Below are 17,701 nucleotides of genomic sequence, written 5' to 3'. Positions count from 1 at the left end.
AACGCGGCACGGGGCGCGACGCGAAAGCGCGCCCGCCGTACGGACGGCGGACGCGCTGAGGGCTACGGGCGGAGACTCGGTCTCCCGCGTGCGTATCGAGGTACGCCCGCAGGAGGCGCCGGGTCAGTGGGCCAGCTGGGAGAGGTCCCGGGAGGCGCCGGTGGAGGCGGAGGTGGTCAGCGCCGCGTAGGCCTGGAGGGCGGCGCTCACCGGCCGCTCGCGGTGGACCGGGCGGTAGCGGCCCAGGGTGGCCAGGAGGGCTTCGCGGCGGGTGGCCAGCTCGGTGTCGGGGACGCGGAGGTCGATGGTGCGGGACGGGATGTCGATGTCGATCTGGTCGCCGTCCTGGACCAGGGCGATGATGCCGCCCTCGGCGGCCTCGGGGGAGGCGTGTCCGATGGAGAGGCCGGAGGTGCCGCCGGAGAAACGCCCGTCGGTGATCAGGGCGCAGGCCTTGCCGAGGCCCCTGCCCTTGAGGAAGCTCGTGGGGTAGAGCATCTCCTGCATCCCGGGGCCGCCCTTCGGACCCTCGTAGCGGATGACCACCACGTCGCCCGCGGTGATCTTGCCGCCGAGGATGCCCTCGACGGCGTCCTCCTGGGACTCGAAGACCACGGCGGGCCCGCTGAAGCGCAGGACCGACTCGTCCACGCCGGCCGTCTTGACGATGCACCCGTCGGGGGCGATGTTGCCGTACAGCACGGCGAGCCCGCCGTCACGGCTGTAGGCGTGCTCGAGGTCGCGCACGCACCCCTCGGCCCGGTCCAGGTCGAGGTCCTCCCACTGGGCGTTCTGGGAGTAGGCCTTGACGGTGCGCACGTTGCCGGGCGCGGCGTGCCACAGCTCCAGCGCCTCGGGGGTGACGCCGGGCGACGCGGGGTCCCAGGCGCTGAGGTACTCGGTGAGGGAGGAGGCGTGGATGCTGTGGGTGTCGCGGTGCAGCAGCCCGGCGCGGTCCAGCTCGCCGAGGATCGCGGGGATGCCGCCCGCGCGGTGGACGTCCTCGACGTGGTACTTGGAGGTGGCGGGCGCGACCTTACACAGGCACGGCACCCGCAGCGACAGCTCGTTGATCTCCTTCAGCCCGAAGTCGACGCCCGCCTCCCGGGCCGCCGCCAGCAGGTGGAGGATCGTGTTGGTGGAGCCGCCCATCGCGACGTCCAGCGCCATGGCGTTCTCGAAGGCGTCGCGGGTGGCGATGGCCCGCGGCAGCACGGACGCGTCGTCGTGCTCGTAGTAGCGGTTGGCGATCTCGACGACCTGCCGCCCGGCCCGCTCGAACAGCGCCTTGCGGGCGACGTGGGTGGCCAGGGTCGTGCCGTTGCCGGGCAGCGCCAGGCCGATCGCCTCGGTCAGGCAGTTCATGGAGTTGGCGGTGAACATGCCGCTGCACGAGCCGCAGGTCGGGCAGGCGTTCTCCTCCATCTCCAGCAGCTCGGCGTCCGACACGCTGTCGTCGGCGGCGGCGACCATCGGGTCGATGAGGTCGAGCTTGCGCCCGGAGGTGGACTTGCCCGCCTCCATGGGCCCGCCGGAGACGAACACGGTGGGGATGTTGAGCCGGAACGCGGCCAGCAGCATGCCCGGCGTGATCTTGTCGCAGTTGGACACGCAGACCAGCGCGTCGGCGCAGTGGGCGTTGACCATGTATTCGACCGCGTCGGCGATCAGCTCGCGGGACGGCAGGGAGTAGAGCATGCCGCCGTGGCCCATGGCGATGCCGTCGTCCACCGCGATGGTGTTGAACTCGCGCGGGATCGCCCCGGCCTCGCGGACGCCCGCCGCCACCACCTCGGCCACCTCGCGCAGGTGCACGTGGCCGGGCACGAACTGGGTGAAGCTGTTGGCCACCGCGACGATCGGCTTGCCGAGGTCCGAACCCGCCACGCCCGTGGCGCGGAGCAGCGCACGCGCGCCGACCATGTTCCTGCCGTGCGTGACCGTGCGAGATCTGAGGGCCGGCATGACCGTTCTCCCATCCGATGACTGCTCAGTCTTCAAATGGTACGGCCGCCGCTCGGTAGGCGAGACCAGTGGTCCACAGGCTGGACGCGTGACAAAGATCCTTCGGGGCCCCCGGGGGCAGTGGTGGATGTCGGGAGACCCCGAAGGACCCTTACGACGGTCAGTTCTCGGGATAGCGCGCAGGCAGGACCTCCGCGGCGACCGCGTAGATGTCCTCGATCTCCTCCGGGGTCAGGGAACGTTCCCGGTTGGTGATCCACCTGCGCACCCGCCCGCCGTCGAACACGTCGACCTCGCGGATGTTGAGGATCTTCCACGGGATCGCCGGACCGTAGATCGCCAGGGACGGCACGACCGTGACCTCGTGGCCGAGCGCCTTGGTGATGAGCTCACCCGCCTGGGACGCCTCCCAGCGGGCCTCGTCCAGCCGGGGCTTCTGGTTGAAAGGCCCGTGGAACAGCTTGCGGTGCGACTGCACGCGCACCGGCAGGCGCTTGTCCCACTTCTCGGAGTCGACGGCGTAAACGCCGGTCGGCCCGATGACCAGGTGGTCGATCTGCGCGTCGCTGCCGGGGATGGCCCTCGCGTGCAGGGTGAGGTAGCCGCTGCGCTCGAGTTTCTTCAGCTGGGCCTCGGTGCGGCGCTCGGCCACGGAGGCGCGCCGCCACGGGGCGACGGAGGACACCGTGCGCGCGCGGTAGATCGTGTCGGCGATGGCCGCGATGATCGCCGCGATCAGCCCCAGGCGCCAGCTCCACAGCGGGATGCCGACGACGAGCCCGGCGGCGACCGCGATCATCAGGCGGATGCGCAGCGGCCGGTACTTGGGCTGCTGGAGCAGGCCGAGCAGGGAGGCGCGCTCGACGGGCGCGTAGGTCTCCTCGGGAGGCGCCGGCTGAGATCGCGGCTCCGAGGAGCGGTCACTCACCCAGATGGGTGACGTACTGTGACCGTCGTCTGGGTCTAGGCCGGAATCCACGCTACTCACGGTAGTTGACGCCCCGGGGTGTGCCTAGTGTTGGCTAGTTCACATTTTTGTGGCCGTGGGTTCCCGCATCGTACGGTGAAAAGCCGGGTATCTACATTTTTTCTCTCTAGATAACTCCCGGCCGGACGCCATACTGTGCGGAAGCGTGGCGCACATACACGATCTCACAGTCCTGGAGCTCGCGGCGGCCGTCCGGCGCCGGGAGCTGTCCCCGGTCGAGATCACCGAGCACTATCTGGATCGTATCGAGCGGCTGGACGCGCAGGTGGGCGCTTTCGTCACGCCCACCCCGGAACTGGCCCTCGATCAGGCACGGGACGCCGAGGCCCTGCTGCTGTCGGGCGCCGAGCCGCCGCCGCTGCTGGGCGTTCCCGTGCCGATCAAGGACCTGAACCTCGTGAAGGACGTGCCGATCCTGTTCGGCTCGGCGACCTACGAGGGGTTCGTCGCACCCGTGGACGACAGCATGGTGGAGCGGCTCCGCGAGGCCGGCACGATCATGCTGGGTAAGACCGCAACCCCCGAATTCGGACTGCCCTGTTACACCGAGACGTACGTCTCACCGCCGTCCCGCACGCCGTGGGATCTGTCGCGGTCGGCGGGCGGCTCCAGCGGGGGCGCCGCCGCCGCGGTCGCCGCCGGGCTCGCCCCGGCCGCGCACGGCAGCGACGGCGCGGGCTCCATCCGCATCCCCGCGTCGGTGTGCGGGCTGTACGGCATCAAGCCGACCCGCGGCCGCATCTCGTTCGCGCCGATCCTGCCCGACCTCGCGGGCCTGTCGACCAGCGGCCCCATCGCCCGCACCGTGGCCGACGCCGCCGCCCTGCTGGAGGCGATGGCGCACAACCAGCCCGGGGATCTGTACGTCGCGCCGCCGTCCCCCGTGGGGTTCACCGAGGCCGTCACCCGGGACCCGGGGCGGCTGCGGATCGGCCGCACCGCCACTCCCGTGGTGCCGGGCGCCGTGGTGCACCCGGAGGTGCTCGCGGCGTACGAGAACGCGTCGGCGCTGCTGGAGTCGCTCGGCCACGAGGTGGTCGACATGCCGCCGGCGTTCGGCGCCTCGATCGTCCCGGAGTTCGAGAAGCTGTGGTTCTGCTTCGCGGGCGTGCACCCGGTGAACCCGGAGATGGAGCCCAAGCTGCGCCCCCTGACCCGCTGGCTGCGCGAACGCGGCTTCGCGACGCCGGCCCCGGTGTTCCTCCAGGCCCAGTCGGCGCTGCAGACCGCGACCCGCTTCGGGTTCCTGGTGATGAACGAGTACGACGCCATCCTCTCCCCGACGGTCACCGAGCCCCCCGTTCCCGTGGGCTGGTTCGAGGACGTCGAGGACCCCGAGGAGACGTTCCGGCGGATGGAACGTTTCGCGCCGTTCGCCGCCACCTACAACGTCAGCGGCCAGCCCTCGGTCAACCTCCCGCTGCACTGGACCCCCGAAGGGCTGCCGGTCGGCGTGATGCTGTCGGGCCGCGTCGGCGCCGAGGCCACCCTCATCTCGGTCTCCGCCCAGGTCGAGGCCGCGGTGGGCGGCTTCTGGGGGGAGCGCCGCCCGTCCATGTGGTGATTCAGGGCGCCTCGATCAGCTTGACCAGGTGGGCGGCCACGTCTGCCAGCAGGGTGGCCGGGACGATCGGGGCGGCGGCGACGGCGGAGAACAGCGCGGGCAGGCCCTGCAGCGGGAAGGCGTCGCCGGTGAGGGCGGCCTGGCCCGGGACGGTCCGGGCCAGCTGGGCCCGGCTGCGGGCCCAGGCGTCCTGGACCTCCTCGGGCGAGGGGACGCCGAAGCCGTGGCCGACGGGGGCGGCGTGCCTCAGCCGGACGAGTGGGGTGTCGGCGAAGGCACGGGCCGTCTTGCACCGGGCCACCAGGTCCTCGCGGGACTCCACGGGGACCCAGTCCATCGCGGTGCACGGGTTGCGGCAGCGGGCCACGCAGGTGGCGAGGGCCCCGGCGAGCTGGCTGTGCTGGCGGTCGAAGTAGGCGCGCCAGCCCGCCGGCGGCTCGTGCGCCACCCGCAGGGTGCGCTCGGCGGCCGACTTCTCCGGCTTGGTGTGGTCGCACTCGCGGTCGCCGATGGCACCGAACCTGCTGCCCTCGGCCCGCAGGCCCTCGGGCCAGCGCGCGGGGTCGCCCGCGTGGCCGAGCACCGGCTCGAAGGCCAGCAGCGGGAGGTACTCCCCGGCGATGTGCACGGCTGCCATCAGCGAGCTGAGCTCGCGGCGCTCCCACCGCACCTTGATCACCTCAAGGAGCAGCCCGTACGCCGGGCGCAGCGATGCCAGCGCGCCCCGCGGCTGCTCGCGCGCCGTCTGCGGCATGTGGCAGTCACGGGCGCGGCGCCGCAGCGGCGCGGGCACGATCCCGGCGTCCACCTCGGCCGCGAAGTCCTCGGCGTCCAGGGTGAGCAGCCGCTGGCCGAACTCGCACAGCGCCGGGATCAGCACCGCCTCGGGCATGACCTTGGGCGCCAGCGCCCCGAGGTCGGCGAACGCGTGGCGCCGGGCGAGCTCCGCGAGAAGGTGTCGGGGCGAATCCACCCGGACACCTTCTCATGTCGCCGGTGACCCTTCGTACGCACCGGGCTCACGCCACCGGTGATCTCCCGTCCATACGGGCCGCCGCCGTGCGGCCGAGCTCCACCAGCGCGTCCGGGTGCGGCGGGCCGGCGGGGGAGTGGACGTGGACGGCGAACGTCCCCACGCCGGTGCGGGCGGCGATCACGCCGGGGTAGAGCATGGCCGCGCTGCCCACCCCCGGCACCGGCCTGCCCTGGATCCGGGTGAGCAGATGCCCGAGCGCCATGAGGTATGCGCCGCGCCGGCCGGAGGCGGCGTACACGTCCACCGTGACCTCGGTGCCCGCGGTGGTCCGGTAGCGGCAGGACTCGGTGGCGAGCCATCCGGGCGTGGTCGGCCCGTCGGGGTTCGCCTCGGCCGCCCCGGTCTCGATGCCGAGCACCCGGCGCAGGTCGGCCGGCGTCACCAGGGCCGTGACCTTGGACGACACCGCGGTCGTCCGGGCCGCGCTCCCGGCGAACGGCCCGGCCTCGCCGAGGTTGAGCGGGGCGTCCAGCGTGTGCTCGCCGGTGTCGTCGTAAGAAGGGGTGTCCCGGTGCCGCGAGCGCGCGAGGACCTCCACCTCGTGGATCCAGCCGACCCGGCGCCCGGCCCGCACCCGGACCACGTCGCCCTCGGCCAGCGGCTCCCACTTGGCCTCGTCGATGCCGAAGGCCTTCACCTCGCGGGCGCGGCCGTCGTCCAGGGCCACCCAGTAGGCGTACTTGGGCTTGTCGTCGTTGGAGCCCGCCTGGAAGCGTCGCAGCCGGACGATCTGCCCCTCCAGTTCGGCCCTGGCGGCGAGATCCGCCACGGCGAAGGCGATCGGCAGGGCCGCGACGGTGCCGCCGACGAGCAGGGCGACCGGCATCACCAGCGGCTGCGGCCACACGTCGAAGGCGTTTCCGGCGATCGCCACCATCCACGTCCAGAACCCGGCGAACAACCCGGTGACCACCCCGCTGAACGCGACGGTCAGCGGCGGCCGGCCCCACAGGAACCGCCGCGGGTACCGCACGTCGACCACGTGCCACATGCCGCCGTAGTCCGACCAGGCGCGCCGGTCGTCGGCGGGCACGCTGACCGGCAGGCTGGCCACGGCCCGCCCGGCGAGGCCGAGCGCGGCGGCGTACGCCAGGTGCCTGCCCCAGACGGTCACCGCCGCCGCCGGCCGCTCCGCGTAGGCGTTCCCCGCGGCCAGGTGCTCGCGCACGCCGAGCCAGTACCCGGCCGCCTTGGCGCCCTCGGCGGTGCCGCGCTCGCCGTTCAGCTTGCCCACCAGGGCGGTGAGCACCGCGAACGCCAGGAAGGCCGCGCCGAAGCCCCCGCCCCTGTTGTCGTCCTCGGCGGTGGCGGCCACCGCGAGGCCGGTCGCCCCGGCGGGCAGTGCGGCGGCGAGCGTCAGCAGACTGGCCTGGGCCTTGCTCCACCGGGCCCGCGACAGTCCCTGAGCGCGGGCCTCGGCGACCACCTTGCGCCGGAAGCTCTTCCACCACCGGCCGAGGCTGCGAGCGCCCTCGGCCAGCGCGCCGGTCGCCACCACCCCGTCCACGGCCAGGGACCGCACGTGGTCGTACACCAGCTTCTCGTACGACGCCAGCGGCTCACGGGGCTCGCGCATCCGCACCAGGGACAGCTCGGGACCGATCTCCTCGATCTGCACGGCGCCCTTGGCGGCCAGGTCGAGCAGGGTCGCCGCGGCGGCCTCGTCGCACAGCCGCCAGCCGCCGGTGATCAGGTCGACCACGGCGGGCGACTCCGGGCGCAGCGCGCCGGTCGCGAGCCCCGGCCGTACGGCGGGGGTGCGGGTCGCGAAGGACAGGGCGGCCACCAGCAGCCCCCACAGGGCGAGCGTGACCGCCACGACCGCCAGGAAGATCATCGCCATGACGGGAGGCGGGTCAGAAACGGACCTGGACGGGGCCGCGCTCCTCGCCGGGCGTCTGGAAGTACACCCGCGCGGTGAACCCGGTCATCCCGGCCACGATGTTCGCCGGCACCGTCTGGATGCCGTTGTTGTAGGCCAGCACGGCGTCGTTGTAGTACTGGCGCGAGTACGCGATGCGGTTCTCGCTGGTCGCCAGCTCGTCCTGGAGGGCGGCGAAGTTCCGGTCGGCCTTGAGGTCGGGATAGGCCTCCGACAGGGCGAACAGGTTCTTCAGCGCGCCGCTGAGCATGTTCTCCGCGGCGGCCTGGTCCTGCGGGCCCTGCGCGGCGACGGCGTGGTGCCGGGCGGCGATCACGGCCTCCAGGGTCTGCCGCTCGTGCGCGGCGTAGCCCTTGACGGTCTCGACGAGGTTGGGGATCAGGTCGTGGCGCCGCTTGAGCTGCACGTCGATCTGCGCCCACGCGTTGTCCACGGCGCCGCGCCTGCGGACCAGCCCGTTGTAGGTCGTGACGGCGAAAAGGATCAGGAGGAGCAACAGGACGGCGACGACGCCGGCGACGACGAGGGTAATCACGGGGGGTCCTCCCGGGCGGTGGTGACAGCGCGCACATCAGACCTGGCCAGGCCCGGTGTGAACGGCCGCTGTCCTTGCTGTGTCCCCATCTCACCGCCCGCCGCTTGCACGGCGCTTACAGGCGGCCGAACCCCCGGTGGACGACCGGCCCGCCTGACGCGCAACCGGACTTGCGCGTCAGGCGGGCCGGGCTCGCGGGCGGGCGTCAGGCGGCCGAGGCGTCCTTGGCCCGAGCGCGCAGCGCCCGGCTGACGCCGTCGGCGCCCTCCAGCAGGAGACGGCGCAGCGCGTGCGGCGGTGCGGAGGCGGAGATGTAGTCCTGGGTGCGGGCCACGGTCGCCGGGTCGATCAGCAGCGTCGGGTAGCAGCCGATCGCGAAACGCTGCGCGCTGTCGGACGACCATTCGGCGTAGATGCGGCCGACCTCGGCGAAGAACCGCTCGCCGTACGGCTGGAGCAGCTCGGCGTGGTCGGGGTCCATGAAGCCGACGATGGTCGAGCGCAGCATCGCCCCGCTCAGCGCGCCGCCCGTGATGGCGGACCACGCGGCGGCCTTGGCCTCGGCGGTCGGCACGGACGCCTGGCACGTGGCCGCGGCCCGCTCGCCGGTCGCCGTCGGGTCGCGCCGCAGCTCGGCCGCGATGTCGTCCGGGCCGAGCACGCCGCCCGCCGCCAGCGAGTGGATCAGCGACCACCGCAGGTCGGCGTCGACGGTCAGGCCCTCGGGCACCGACGTGCCGTCCAGGATGCCCTGGACGAACGCCAGGTCGCCGGGCGAGGTGGCGCCCGAGGTGAAGGCGTTGACGAAGGACAGCTGGTGGTCCGACCCCGGCTCGGCGCCGTCGATCAGGCGGCGCAGCGCCGCCGACAGCTCGGCGAGGCCCTCGGCGCGCCAGGCCGGGTCGGCGTACAGCCGGGTGGCCTGGTGCGCCTGGCGCAGCACGGTCTGCAGGACGGTGATGTCGGTGATGGAGTGCACGCCGCCGGCGACCAGCCGCACGTAGTCGCGGGTGGCGGTCTCGGCGTCCCGCGTCATGTCCCACGCCGCGGCCCAGCACAGGGCGCGCGGCAGCGAGTCGGTGAAGGCCGCGATGCCGCCGTTGACCAGCGTGCGCAGCGAGCGCTCGTCCAGCCGGATCTTGGCGTAGGTGAGGTCGTCGTCGTTGAGCAGGATCAGGTCGGGCTGCGCCTCGCCGACCAGCTCGGCCACCGCGGTGCGGGCGCCGACCACGTCCAGCTCGACGCGGCGGACCCGCTCCAGCGCGTCACCGGACCAGGAGTACAGGCCGATGGCGATGCGGTGGGACCGCAGGGTGGGGTATTCGGCCGGGGCCTCCTGCAGCACGTCGAAGCCGAGGAACCGGCCCTCGTCGTCCGTCGTGAAGGACGGCCGCAGCGTGTTGACCCAGGAGGTCTCCAGCCATTCCTTCGACCAGGACGACAGGTCGCGCCCCGAGGTGCGCTCCAGGGCGGACAGCAGGTCCTTCAGCTCGGTGTTGCCCCAGGCGTGCTCGCCGAAGTAGTCGCGCACGCCGGCCAGGAAGTTGTCCAGCCCGACGTAGGCCACGAGCTGCTTGAGCACCGCCGCGCCCTTGGCGTAGGTGATGCCGTCGAAGTTGACCTCGACCGCCTGCATGTCCGGGATGTCGGCGGCGATCGGGTGGGTGGACGGCAGCTGGTCCTGGCGGTAGGCCCAGGCCTTCTCGACGTTGGCGAAGGTGGTCCACGCGGCCTGGCCCCAGCGGGTGGCCTCGGCCTGGCAGAGCACCGACATGTACGTGGCGAACGACTCGTTCAGCCACAGGTCGTCCCACCAGCGCATGGTGACCAGGTCGCCGAACCACATGTGGGCCATCTCGTGCAGGATGGTCTCGGCGCGGCGCTCCACCATGGCGTCGGTGACGCGCGAGCGGAAGACGTAGTCCTCCAGCAGGGTGACCGCGCCGGCGTTCTCCATGGCCCCGGCGTTGAACTCCGGGACGAACAGCTGGTCGTACTTGCCGAAGGGGTACCGGAGGCCGAAGACCTGGTGGAAGAAGTCGAAGCCCTGCCGGGTCACCTCGAAAACGTTGTCGGCGTCGAGGTGCTCGGCCAGCGAGGCGCGGCAGAAGATCCCGAGCGGGATGCCGTCGTGCTCGGCGCGCACCACGGAGTACGGCCCGGCGATCAGGGCGGTGATGTACGTCGACATCACCGGCGTGGGCGGGAAGTGCCACCGCTTGGCGGACTGGAGCACGCCGTGCCTGCCCTGGTGCTCCTCCAGCGTCTCGACCGAGTCGGGGGCGGCGTTGGACACGACCTCCCAGTCGGACGGCACCAGCGTGGACAGCTCGAAGGCGGCCTTCAGGTCGGGCTGGTCGAAGCAGGCGTACATGCGGTGGGCGTCGGCCGTCTCGAACTGCGAGTGCAGGTAGACCTTCTGGTCGACGGGGTCGACGAACCGGTGGAGGCCCTCGCCGGTGCGCATGTAGACGCAGTCGGCGTCGACGCGCAGCTCGTTGGCGGCGGCCAGGCCCGGCAGGGGCAGACGGCCCGTGGCGGCGTCGTAGGTGGAGACGTCGAGCTCGGTGCCGTTCAGCGTCGCCGAGCGGATCTTGGCCTCGGCGAGTTCGATGAACGTGGCCGCGCCGGGCTCCGCACAGGAGAAGCGGACCGTCGTGATGCTCTCGAACCGCTCTTCGCCCTCGGTGAGGTCGAGCTCGACCGAGTAGGACTCGACGTCGAGCAGCCGGGCCCGCTCCCTGGCCTCGTCGCGGGTCAAATTGCCTGCCACATCCACTCCTCGTCCTGGCGCTCCTCCCGCCTCCTCGCGGAAGGGATGCATGAATCCTGCCACGTCGGGCGCCGTGATGGCGCACGGGTTTCCGCCGGGTGCCCAGGGCTCCGTCATCCCCATGTCAGCCCTATTCCATACTCGATTAGGGTGGAATAGAACGGCCCAGGGGGTGGGTTGGGGCTGTTGTCGCGGCAATCCACGACGCCGAACCCCGCACAGGAAAGCTGAGTGTCATGACCGAACCAACTCCGGTCGACTTCTGGTTCGACCCGCTGTGCCCGTGGGCCTGGATGACCTCCCGCTGGGTCAAGGAGGTCCAGGGCGTGCGGTCCATCGAGCCCCGGTGGCACATCATGAGCCTCGCCGTGCTGAACGAGGACAAGGACATCTCCGACGAGTACCGCGAGGCGCTCAAGGACGCGATGGCGTCGGTGCGCGTGCTCCAGGCCGCCGCCGACAAGTACGGCGAGGCCGTCCTCGGCGACCTGTACACCGCGATCGGGACCCGCTTCCACGTCGAGGGCGTGCTGGCGGCGGCCAAGGGACCGGGCCGGCCCGCCGCGGTCCGCGCGGCGCTGGCCGAGGCCCTCGAATCCCTCGGCCTGGACGCCGGCCTGGTGGACGCCGCCGACTCCACCGAGTACGACGACGCCGTGCGCCGGTCGCACGAGCGCGGCATCACCCTGGTCGGCCAGGAGGTCGGCACCCCGGTGATCGCCGTCGGCGACATCGCCTACTTCGGCCCGGTCGTCAGCCCCGCCCCCAAGGGCGAGGACGCGGGGAAGCTGTGGGACGGTGTGCTGCTGGTTGCGGGCACCGACGGTTTCTTCGAGATCAAGCGATCCCGCACCAGGGCGCCCATCTTCACCTGAGGCGAGCTCCGCGCACACGCGCCCGGGTAGCGTTCAGGTTTCGAATCGTCAACATCCGGCGTCAGGGAGTGACCCTCGCGGCGGCGCCGCCGTAACGTCGTTCGGACGGCGCCGGTCGCCCGCCCCGGGACGGCGCCCAACGGGTGCGAGGGTTGAGGGTATGCGGCAGTTGTACGTGCGCGGAGCATGGGTCCCGTCCTCCTCGGGGGACGGGACCGACGTCGTCGATCCGGCGACCGAGCAGGTCGTCGACCGTGTGCCCACCGGCTCGCCGGACGACGTGGACCGCGCCGTGGCCGCGGCGCGCGAGGCGTTCCCCGCGTGGTCGCGCACCCCGGCCGCCGAGCGCGCCGGGCTGCTGAGCGCCGCGGCGGGGCTGCTGCGGGAGCGGGCCGAGGAGATCGCGCGGATCATCGCGACCGACATGGGCGCGCCGTACCCCATGGCGCTGCGGGTGCAGACGCTCGTGCCGCTCGCGGTGCTCGAGGACCACGCCCGGATGGCCGCCGAGCTGGACGAGGCGGGCCGGCGGGTCGGCAACTCGCTGATCGTGCGCGAACCCGCCGGGGTGGTCGCCGCCATCACGCCGTGGAACTACCCGCTGCACCAGGTGATGTGCAAGGTCGCGCCCGCCCTCGCCGCGGGCTGCACCGTCGTGCTCAAGCCGAGCGAGGTCGCGCCGCTCGCCGCGTACGCCCTCGCCGAGATCTTCCACGAGGCCGGGCTGCCCCCCGGCGTGTTCAACATGGTCAGCGGGCTCGGGCCGGTGGTGGGGGAGGCGCTGGCCGCCCACCCGGGGGTCGACGTGGTGTCGTTCACCGGTTCCACCCGGGCCGGGCGCCGGGTGGCGGCGCTGGCCGCCCACACGATCAAGCGGGTCGCGCTGGAACTCGGCGGCAAGTCGGCCAACGTGATCCTCCCCGGTGCCGACATGCGCGCCGCCGTCAAGGTGGGCGTGGCGAACGCCTTCATCAACTCCGGCCAGACCTGCTCGGCCTGGACCCGCATGCTCGTCCACCGCGACAGCTACGACGAGGCCGTGGAACTCTCGGTGGCCGCCACGGCCGGATACACCCTCGGCGGCCCCTTCGACGAGGGCACCCGTCTCGGGCCGCTGGTGTCGGCGGCGCAGCGCGACCGCGTGGCCGGTTACGTCACCCGGGGGCAGGAGGAGGGCGCCCGGCTGGTCGCCGGTGGCGGCGACCGGCCGAAAGAACGCGGTTTCTACATCGAGCCCACCGTCTTCGCCGGGGTGGAGCCCGGCATGGCGATCGAGCAGGAGGAGATCTTCGGGCCGGTGCTGGTCATCGTGCCGTACGCCACGGTGGACCAGGCCGTCGAGATCGCCAACGGCACGCCGTACGGCCTGGCGGGCGCGGTGTGGGCGGACAGCGAGGAGGCCGCCGTGGCCGTGGCGCGGCGGCTGCGCACCGGCCAGGTCGCGATCAACGGCGGCCGCTTCAACCACGCGGCGCCGTTCGGCGGGTACAAGCAGTCGGGCGTGGGCCGCGAGCTGGGGGAGTACGGCCTGGAGGAGTACCAGGAGATCAAGTCGCTGCAGCTGTGACCCAGCGGGCGGGACCGGTCAGGGGGCCTGGAGGAGGATCTGCCGGGCCGTGTCCTTGGCCAGGTGGTCGACGTAGAGCACGCCGTCCAGGTGGTCGCACTCGTGCTGGAAGCAGCGGGCCGGCATGCCGCGGGCCTTCAGCTTCACCGGGCGGCCGAGGCGGTCGACCCCGCTGAGGCTCACGCCGGCCGCGCGGGGCGTCGTGGCGTACAGCGGCTTGCCGGTGGTGCGGCCCGGGATCGACAGGCAGCCCTCCTGGTCCAGGATCTGCTCGGTGTCGTCGACCACCAGCTCGGGGTTGACGACGTGGCCCTTGCGCCCGCTCACGTCGTATACGAACACCCGCTTGGCCACGCCGATCTGCGGCGCGGCCAGGCCGACGCCGTCCGCCGCGTACATCGCCTCCATCATCTCGTCGATGAGGCGCCGCAGGTCACGGTCGAAGTCCGTCACCGGCGCGGCGGGGCTGCGCAGCACCGGGTCGCCGATCACGCGGATGTCGCGCATTTGAGCTCTCCTGTAAGAGGTCCTAGGGCCGAGAGACCATTACTCTAGCGGACGGCGGGCCGCCGGTCCCACCGGATCGCCATCGGCGCGGCCGGTTGGACCCGCGGGGCGCGTGACTGCGAGAATGAGGCCGTGCGCGTCTACCTCGCCGCCGACCACGCCGGCTACGAACTCAAGAACCACCTGGTGTCCTGGCTGAAGGACCACGGCCACGACGTCGTCGACGACGGAGCCTTCGTCTACGACGCCGAGGACGACTACCCCACCTTCGTGCTGCGCGCCGCCGAGGCCGTGGCCGCGGACCCGGGCGGGCTCGGCGTCGTGATCGGCGGCTCGGGCAACGGCGAGCAGATCGCCGCCAACAAGGTGCGCGGCATCCGCGCCGCCCTGGCCTGGAGCGAGGACACCGCCGCGCTCGGCCGCAAGCACAACGACGCCAACGTCATCGCCATCGGCGCGCGCATGCACACCGCCGAAGAGGCCACCCGCCTGGTCGAGGTCTTCCTCTCCACGCCGTTCTCCGGCGACGAGCGCCACCGGCGCCGCATCGCCCAGCTGTCCACCTACGAGAACTCCGGCGTCCTGCCGCCCCTGCCCGCGGGCGAGTGACGCCGCACGTCCCGCGGCACCCTTCGGCGCCGCGGGACGTGCCGGTTCGCCGCGTCAGTCGGCGCGGCGCCTCGGTTCGGGCTTGCGCCTCGGCTCGGGAACCCGCCGCTGCGGCGGCTCGGGGCGCTTGGCCGGCTGCTCGGCCTTGCGGGGCGCCTCGTCGCGCAGCGGCCTGCGGTCGGCGGAGTCCTGTTGCTCGGTGGTCGGACGGGACACGTCACGGGCGCGCATCGCCGTGACGGTGGTGATCTGCAAGCTCTGCAGTGCCATGCCCGGATCCTACTCAGTGGTTCAGAAGACCAGCCCGCCCCAGGGGGCGATCTCCCAGATCATCGCCGAGGACAACGCCCGCAGCGCGCCGTGCCGCAGCTCGTCGGCGACACCCGCCGAGTGGTACGGGCCGAGCGGCCGTCCGCCGAGGTAGGCGGCGCCGAGCACGCTCGCCGGCAGCCGCAGCTCCGCGGGGTCGGTGGTCCTGGACCAGGTGGAGCCCTCGCGGTCGCAGGACAGCCGCCAGCGGCCCTCGTTCCAGGGACACACCGGGTCGGTCACCTCCACGACCACGTCCGCCGCCGCGGAGTACGCCCGGGCCGTCATCGCCCGCTCCACGTCGACGACGCGCACCCACATCTCGTCCAGCCAGCCCGCCCTGAGCATCCGCGGCTCGGCGATCATGTGCATGAGCGGGTCGTCGACGGGCCGGTTCCAGGCGCGCAGCCGCGAGCACAGGTCGCGGTCGAGCACCTGCCGCCACACGAAGGCGTACGCGGCGGGGTCGAGGGCGAACAGCTCGCTCAGCAGCACCTCGCCCTCGGGCACGTCGTGCTCGGTGAACGACGGCTTGACCCGGAACAGCGCGTAGCCCCGCGTGCCCGAGTCGTCCTCGGCGATCACGCAGCGCTGCGGCCCGTTGCCGTGCCGGGCGCTCTCGTCGTCGGCCAGGATGCCGTTCCAGCGGGCCTCGTCGCGGGCGTACAGGCCGGGGCGCGTGGTGCGGACGGCCTCGAAGACCTTCGCCAGCTCCTCGCGCGCCTCGCTGGGCTTGACCACCCGCACGCGCAGCGCCGGATCGGACGGGGCGTGCGGCGCGAACTCCGACCCGCGCCGCGGGATGTCGAAGAACAGGTTGTCCACGGCCCTGCCGTAGCCGTAGCGGCCGTAGATCCCGGCCTCGGAGGCGTACAGCGCGGCGAGCGCCTCGCCGCTCTCGTGCAGGTCGGCGAGCTGGCGCCGCATGAGCGCGGACAGCACGCCCCTGCGGCGGTGGGACGGCAGCACGGCCACGGCCGTCACGCCGCACACCGGCTGCGGCCCGCCCGGGACGGTCATGGAGAAGCTGCACCCGACGGTCGTGCCGACCAGCTGATCGCCGTCGAAGGCACCGAGGGAACGGTCGAACTCGATCATCGACTCGAAGCGCGCGTTGCGCTCCGGCGGGAACTCCTCGTTGAAGGCCTCCTGGAACACTCCTATCCAGTCGGGCCACTCGGACTTGTCGAGGGTGCGTATTCTCGGGCTGAACCGGGGACTTGGCAGAGACGTCACGGGGTCACGTTAGGACCGGGCAAACCGGATCGGCCACCTAATATACCCGTTTAATGATCAAGGTCTTGGTCAAGTGGGCTGCCCGAAGGGCATCCGGGCAGATAGAGTCGGCTCCATCATGAGTTCCCGTCCGGCGCCGCTGATCCCCCCGCGGCTCCGCGCGATCTTGGTACGCATCCCTTTTCTGGTGCGGATCGTGCGATTCCTCCGCAGGGGGCCACTGGCACGCGACCGGAATCTCCTGATCACTCTGAGCGTCACCACACTCCTGCTCGGCTTCCTGTCCGCCCGGGTCTCCAGTGAGTGGTTCTCGCCCAGCCTGTTCATCCTGGTCACCCTGGTCGGCGGCCTGCAGCTGCGGCTGCGCAGCCTGGCCGTGCTGCTCTGCTCGGTCTTCGCCGCCCTCGGCACCATCGCGGTGCTGCTCGGGCCGCGCCACCTCACGCCCGGCATGCTGGTCACGCTCGGCTTCACCATGGTGCTCGCCGTGCTGATGGCCCGCACCCGCGGCAAGCTCGGCGTGCAGGGGCTGCGCGGCGACGCCATGCTGCTGGAGCTGCGCGACCGGCTCAAGCGGCAGGGCGACCTGCCCGCGCTGCCCAAGGACTGGGGCTCGCGGGTCGTGCTCAAGCAGGCCGGCGGGTCGTCGTTCGGCGGCGACTTCCTGGTGTCCACCCGCAACGGCTCCATCCTGGATATCGCGCTGGTCGACGTCTCGGGCAAAGGCGTGGACGCCGGCACCCGCGCGCTGATGCTGTCGGGCACCTTCGGCGGGCTGCTCGGCTCGGTCGAGGCGTTCCTGCCCGCGTGCAACGCCTACCTCCATCGCCAGCCCGAGGGGGAGGGGTTCGTCACCGCCGTCCACCTGAGGCTGGATCTTTCCACCGGGGCGTATGAGATCACCTCCGCGGGCCACCCGCCGGTGGTGAAGTTCGACGCCGGCACCGGCACCTGGCAGGTCTCGGCCGCCAAGGGCGTGGTGCTGGGCGTCGTGCCCGACCTCCACTGCGAGCCGGACAGCGGCGTGCTGCACAAGGGCGACGCCCTCATGCTCTACACCGACGGGCTGATCGAGCAGCCGGGCCGCGACATCGACTCCGGGCTCGACCGGCTGCTCGGCGAGGCCGAGCGCCTCGTGCCGTCGGGCTTCCAGAGCGGGGCGCGGCCCCTGGTGGACTCGATGTCGGCCGGGCACAACGACGACTGCGCGCTCATCCTCATCTGGCGTCCGTGACCGCCGCCCCTACAGCCATCCGGCCTCGCTGGCGATGCGCACGGCGTCCAGGCGGTTGCGCGCCCCGGTCTTGTACATGACCCGCGACAGATGATTTCGGACCGTTCCCACGGACAGATACAGCTTCGCGGCAATCTCCTTGGAGGCCGAACCCTGCGCCGCCAGCCGCAGCACGTCCATCTCCCGAGGGGTCAGCGGGTTGTCCGCCGAGGTCAGCGCGGCGATCGCCAGGTCGGAGTCGACGGCCTTGCGCCCCGAGGCGACCCTGCGGATGCCGTCCGCCAGCGGCTCGGGGGCCACGTCGATGCTGAGGAAACCGAGGGCGTGCGCGGCGAAGGCCCGCCGCACCTGCCCCGGATTGGGCTGCGCGGACAGCAGCAGTACCCTGCAGCGTGGCGCCTTCTCGTGCAGGCGGGCCGCGGCGGTCAGTCCGTCGAGGTCGGGGAGGTCCACGTCCATCACGGCGACGTCGGGGTCGAGTTCCAGCGCCGCCGGCACGACGTACTCACCACAGGCCACATCGGCGATCACCGTGAGATCCTTCTCCGCGTCCAGCGAGGCCACCAGTCCCCGCCGGACAAGGGGGAGATGTTCGGCAACCAGGATGCGTATCAAGGTTCT

Annotated in this window: 15 protein-coding genes; 5 read left to right on the top strand and 10 right to left on the bottom strand. The window is 72.3% G+C overall.

All coding sequences use genetic code 11. From position 1 onward, the window contains the following. Positions 1-123: 123 nt before the first annotated feature. Both ilvD and ACFP1K_RS27400 read right to left on the bottom strand, forming a co-directional pair. Positions 124-1,965, bottom strand: a complete 1,842-nt coding sequence (ilvD, locus tag ACFP1K_RS27405; protein WP_380758484.1) for a dihydroxy-acid dehydratase — start codon at positions 1,963-1,965, stop codon at positions 124-126. Between the two features lie 160 nt (positions 1,966-2,125). Beyond that, positions 2,126-2,893, bottom strand: a complete 768-nt coding sequence (locus ACFP1K_RS27400; protein ID WP_380758482.1) for a nuclease-related domain-containing protein — start codon at positions 2,891-2,893, stop codon at positions 2,126-2,128. Between the two features lie 205 nt (positions 2,894-3,098). Here ACFP1K_RS27400 and ACFP1K_RS27395 point away from each other — a divergent pair, with 205 nt between their 5' ends. Beyond that, positions 3,099-4,517 carry an amidase gene (locus tag ACFP1K_RS27395; RefSeq protein WP_380758480.1) on the top strand — a complete coding sequence of 473 codons (1,419 nt, stop codon included), beginning with the start codon at positions 3,099-3,101 and terminating at the stop codon, positions 4,515-4,517. A gap of 1 nt (position 4,518) precedes the next feature. Here the strand turns inward: ACFP1K_RS27395 and ACFP1K_RS27390 are convergent, their stop codons facing one another. The 4 genes from ACFP1K_RS27390 to pepN all read right to left on the bottom strand — a co-directional run bounded on the left by ACFP1K_RS27390 (position 4,519) and on the right by pepN (position 10,743). Beyond that, positions 4,519-5,490 (bottom strand): hypothetical protein, encoded by a 972-nt coding sequence (locus ACFP1K_RS27390; RefSeq protein ID WP_380758478.1) that lies wholly within the window; start codon positions 5,488-5,490, stop codon positions 4,519-4,521. Between the two features lie 46 nt (positions 5,491-5,536). Continuing rightward, positions 5,537-7,396: a DUF2207 family protein gene (locus ACFP1K_RS27385; RefSeq protein WP_380758476.1), complete on the bottom strand. Its 1,860-nt coding sequence runs from the start codon at positions 7,394-7,396 to the stop codon at positions 5,537-5,539. A 13-nt stretch (positions 7,397-7,409) separates the two neighbouring features. Beyond that, positions 7,410-7,970 (bottom strand): LemA family protein, encoded by a 561-nt coding sequence (locus ACFP1K_RS27380; protein WP_380758473.1) that lies wholly within the window; start codon positions 7,968-7,970, stop codon positions 7,410-7,412. Positions 7,971-8,175: 205 nt separating this feature from the next. Further along, positions 8,176-10,743, bottom strand: a complete 2,568-nt coding sequence (pepN, locus tag ACFP1K_RS27375; protein WP_380758471.1) for an aminopeptidase N — start codon at positions 10,741-10,743, stop codon at positions 8,176-8,178. Positions 10,744-10,979: 236 nt separating this feature from the next. Between pepN and ACFP1K_RS27370 the strand changes: the two genes are divergently transcribed. After that, positions 10,980-11,618, top strand: coding sequence for a mycothiol-dependent nitroreductase Rv2466c family protein (locus tag ACFP1K_RS27370; RefSeq protein WP_380758469.1), 639 nt, complete (start codon positions 10,980-10,982; stop codon positions 11,616-11,618). A gap of 160 nt (positions 11,619-11,778) precedes the next feature. Continuing rightward, positions 11,779-13,185, top strand: coding sequence for an aldehyde dehydrogenase family protein (locus ACFP1K_RS27365; RefSeq protein ID WP_380758467.1), 1,407 nt, complete (start codon positions 11,779-11,781; stop codon positions 13,183-13,185). Positions 13,186-13,203: 18 nt separating this feature from the next. Here ACFP1K_RS27365 and def read toward each other — a convergent pair whose 3' ends face one another. Then, positions 13,204-13,692 carry a peptide deformylase gene (gene def, locus ACFP1K_RS27360; RefSeq protein WP_380758465.1) on the bottom strand — a complete coding sequence of 163 codons (489 nt, stop codon included), beginning with the start codon at positions 13,690-13,692 and terminating at the stop codon, positions 13,204-13,206. 132 nt (positions 13,693-13,824) lie between these two features. Here def and ACFP1K_RS27355 point away from each other — a divergent pair, with 132 nt between their 5' ends. Then, positions 13,825-14,301: a ribose-5-phosphate isomerase gene (locus ACFP1K_RS27355; RefSeq protein WP_380758462.1), complete on the top strand. Its 477-nt coding sequence runs from the start codon at positions 13,825-13,827 to the stop codon at positions 14,299-14,301. A 54-nt stretch (positions 14,302-14,355) separates the two neighbouring features. Here the strand turns inward: ACFP1K_RS27355 and ACFP1K_RS27350 are convergent, their stop codons facing one another. Further along, positions 14,356-14,571: a hypothetical protein gene (locus tag ACFP1K_RS27350; protein WP_380758460.1), complete on the bottom strand. Its 216-nt coding sequence runs from the start codon at positions 14,569-14,571 to the stop codon at positions 14,356-14,358. A gap of 21 nt (positions 14,572-14,592) precedes the next feature. After that, entirely contained in the window at positions 14,593-15,846 is a 1,254-nt protein-coding gene (locus ACFP1K_RS27345; RefSeq protein ID WP_380758458.1) for a GNAT family N-acetyltransferase, read from the bottom strand. Between the two features lie 118 nt (positions 15,847-15,964). Here ACFP1K_RS27345 and ACFP1K_RS27340 point away from each other — a divergent pair, with 118 nt between their 5' ends. After that, the gene (locus ACFP1K_RS27340) at positions 15,965-17,080 is read left to right on the top strand and encodes a PP2C family protein-serine/threonine phosphatase (RefSeq protein WP_380758455.1); all 1,116 of its coding nucleotides are present in this window, start codon (positions 15,965-15,967) and stop codon (positions 17,078-17,080) included. Positions 17,081-17,089: 9 nt separating this feature from the next. On the opposite strand, the gene ACFP1K_RS27335 is transcribed toward ACFP1K_RS27340, so the two are convergent. Further along, a complete protein-coding gene (locus ACFP1K_RS27335; RefSeq protein ID WP_380758452.1) occupies positions 17,090-17,695 on the bottom strand; it encodes a LuxR C-terminal-related transcriptional regulator in 606 nt (201 codons plus the stop codon). Positions 17,696-17,701 lie beyond the last annotated feature (6 nt).

It is taken from the genome of Sphaerisporangium aureirubrum (genome assembly GCF_042658925.1).
In the GTDB taxonomy this organism is placed as follows: Bacteria; Actinomycetota; Actinomycetes; order Streptosporangiales; family Streptosporangiaceae; genus Sphaerisporangium; species Sphaerisporangium aureirubrum.
This window is presented reverse-complemented; position numbering and strand designations above follow the sequence as displayed.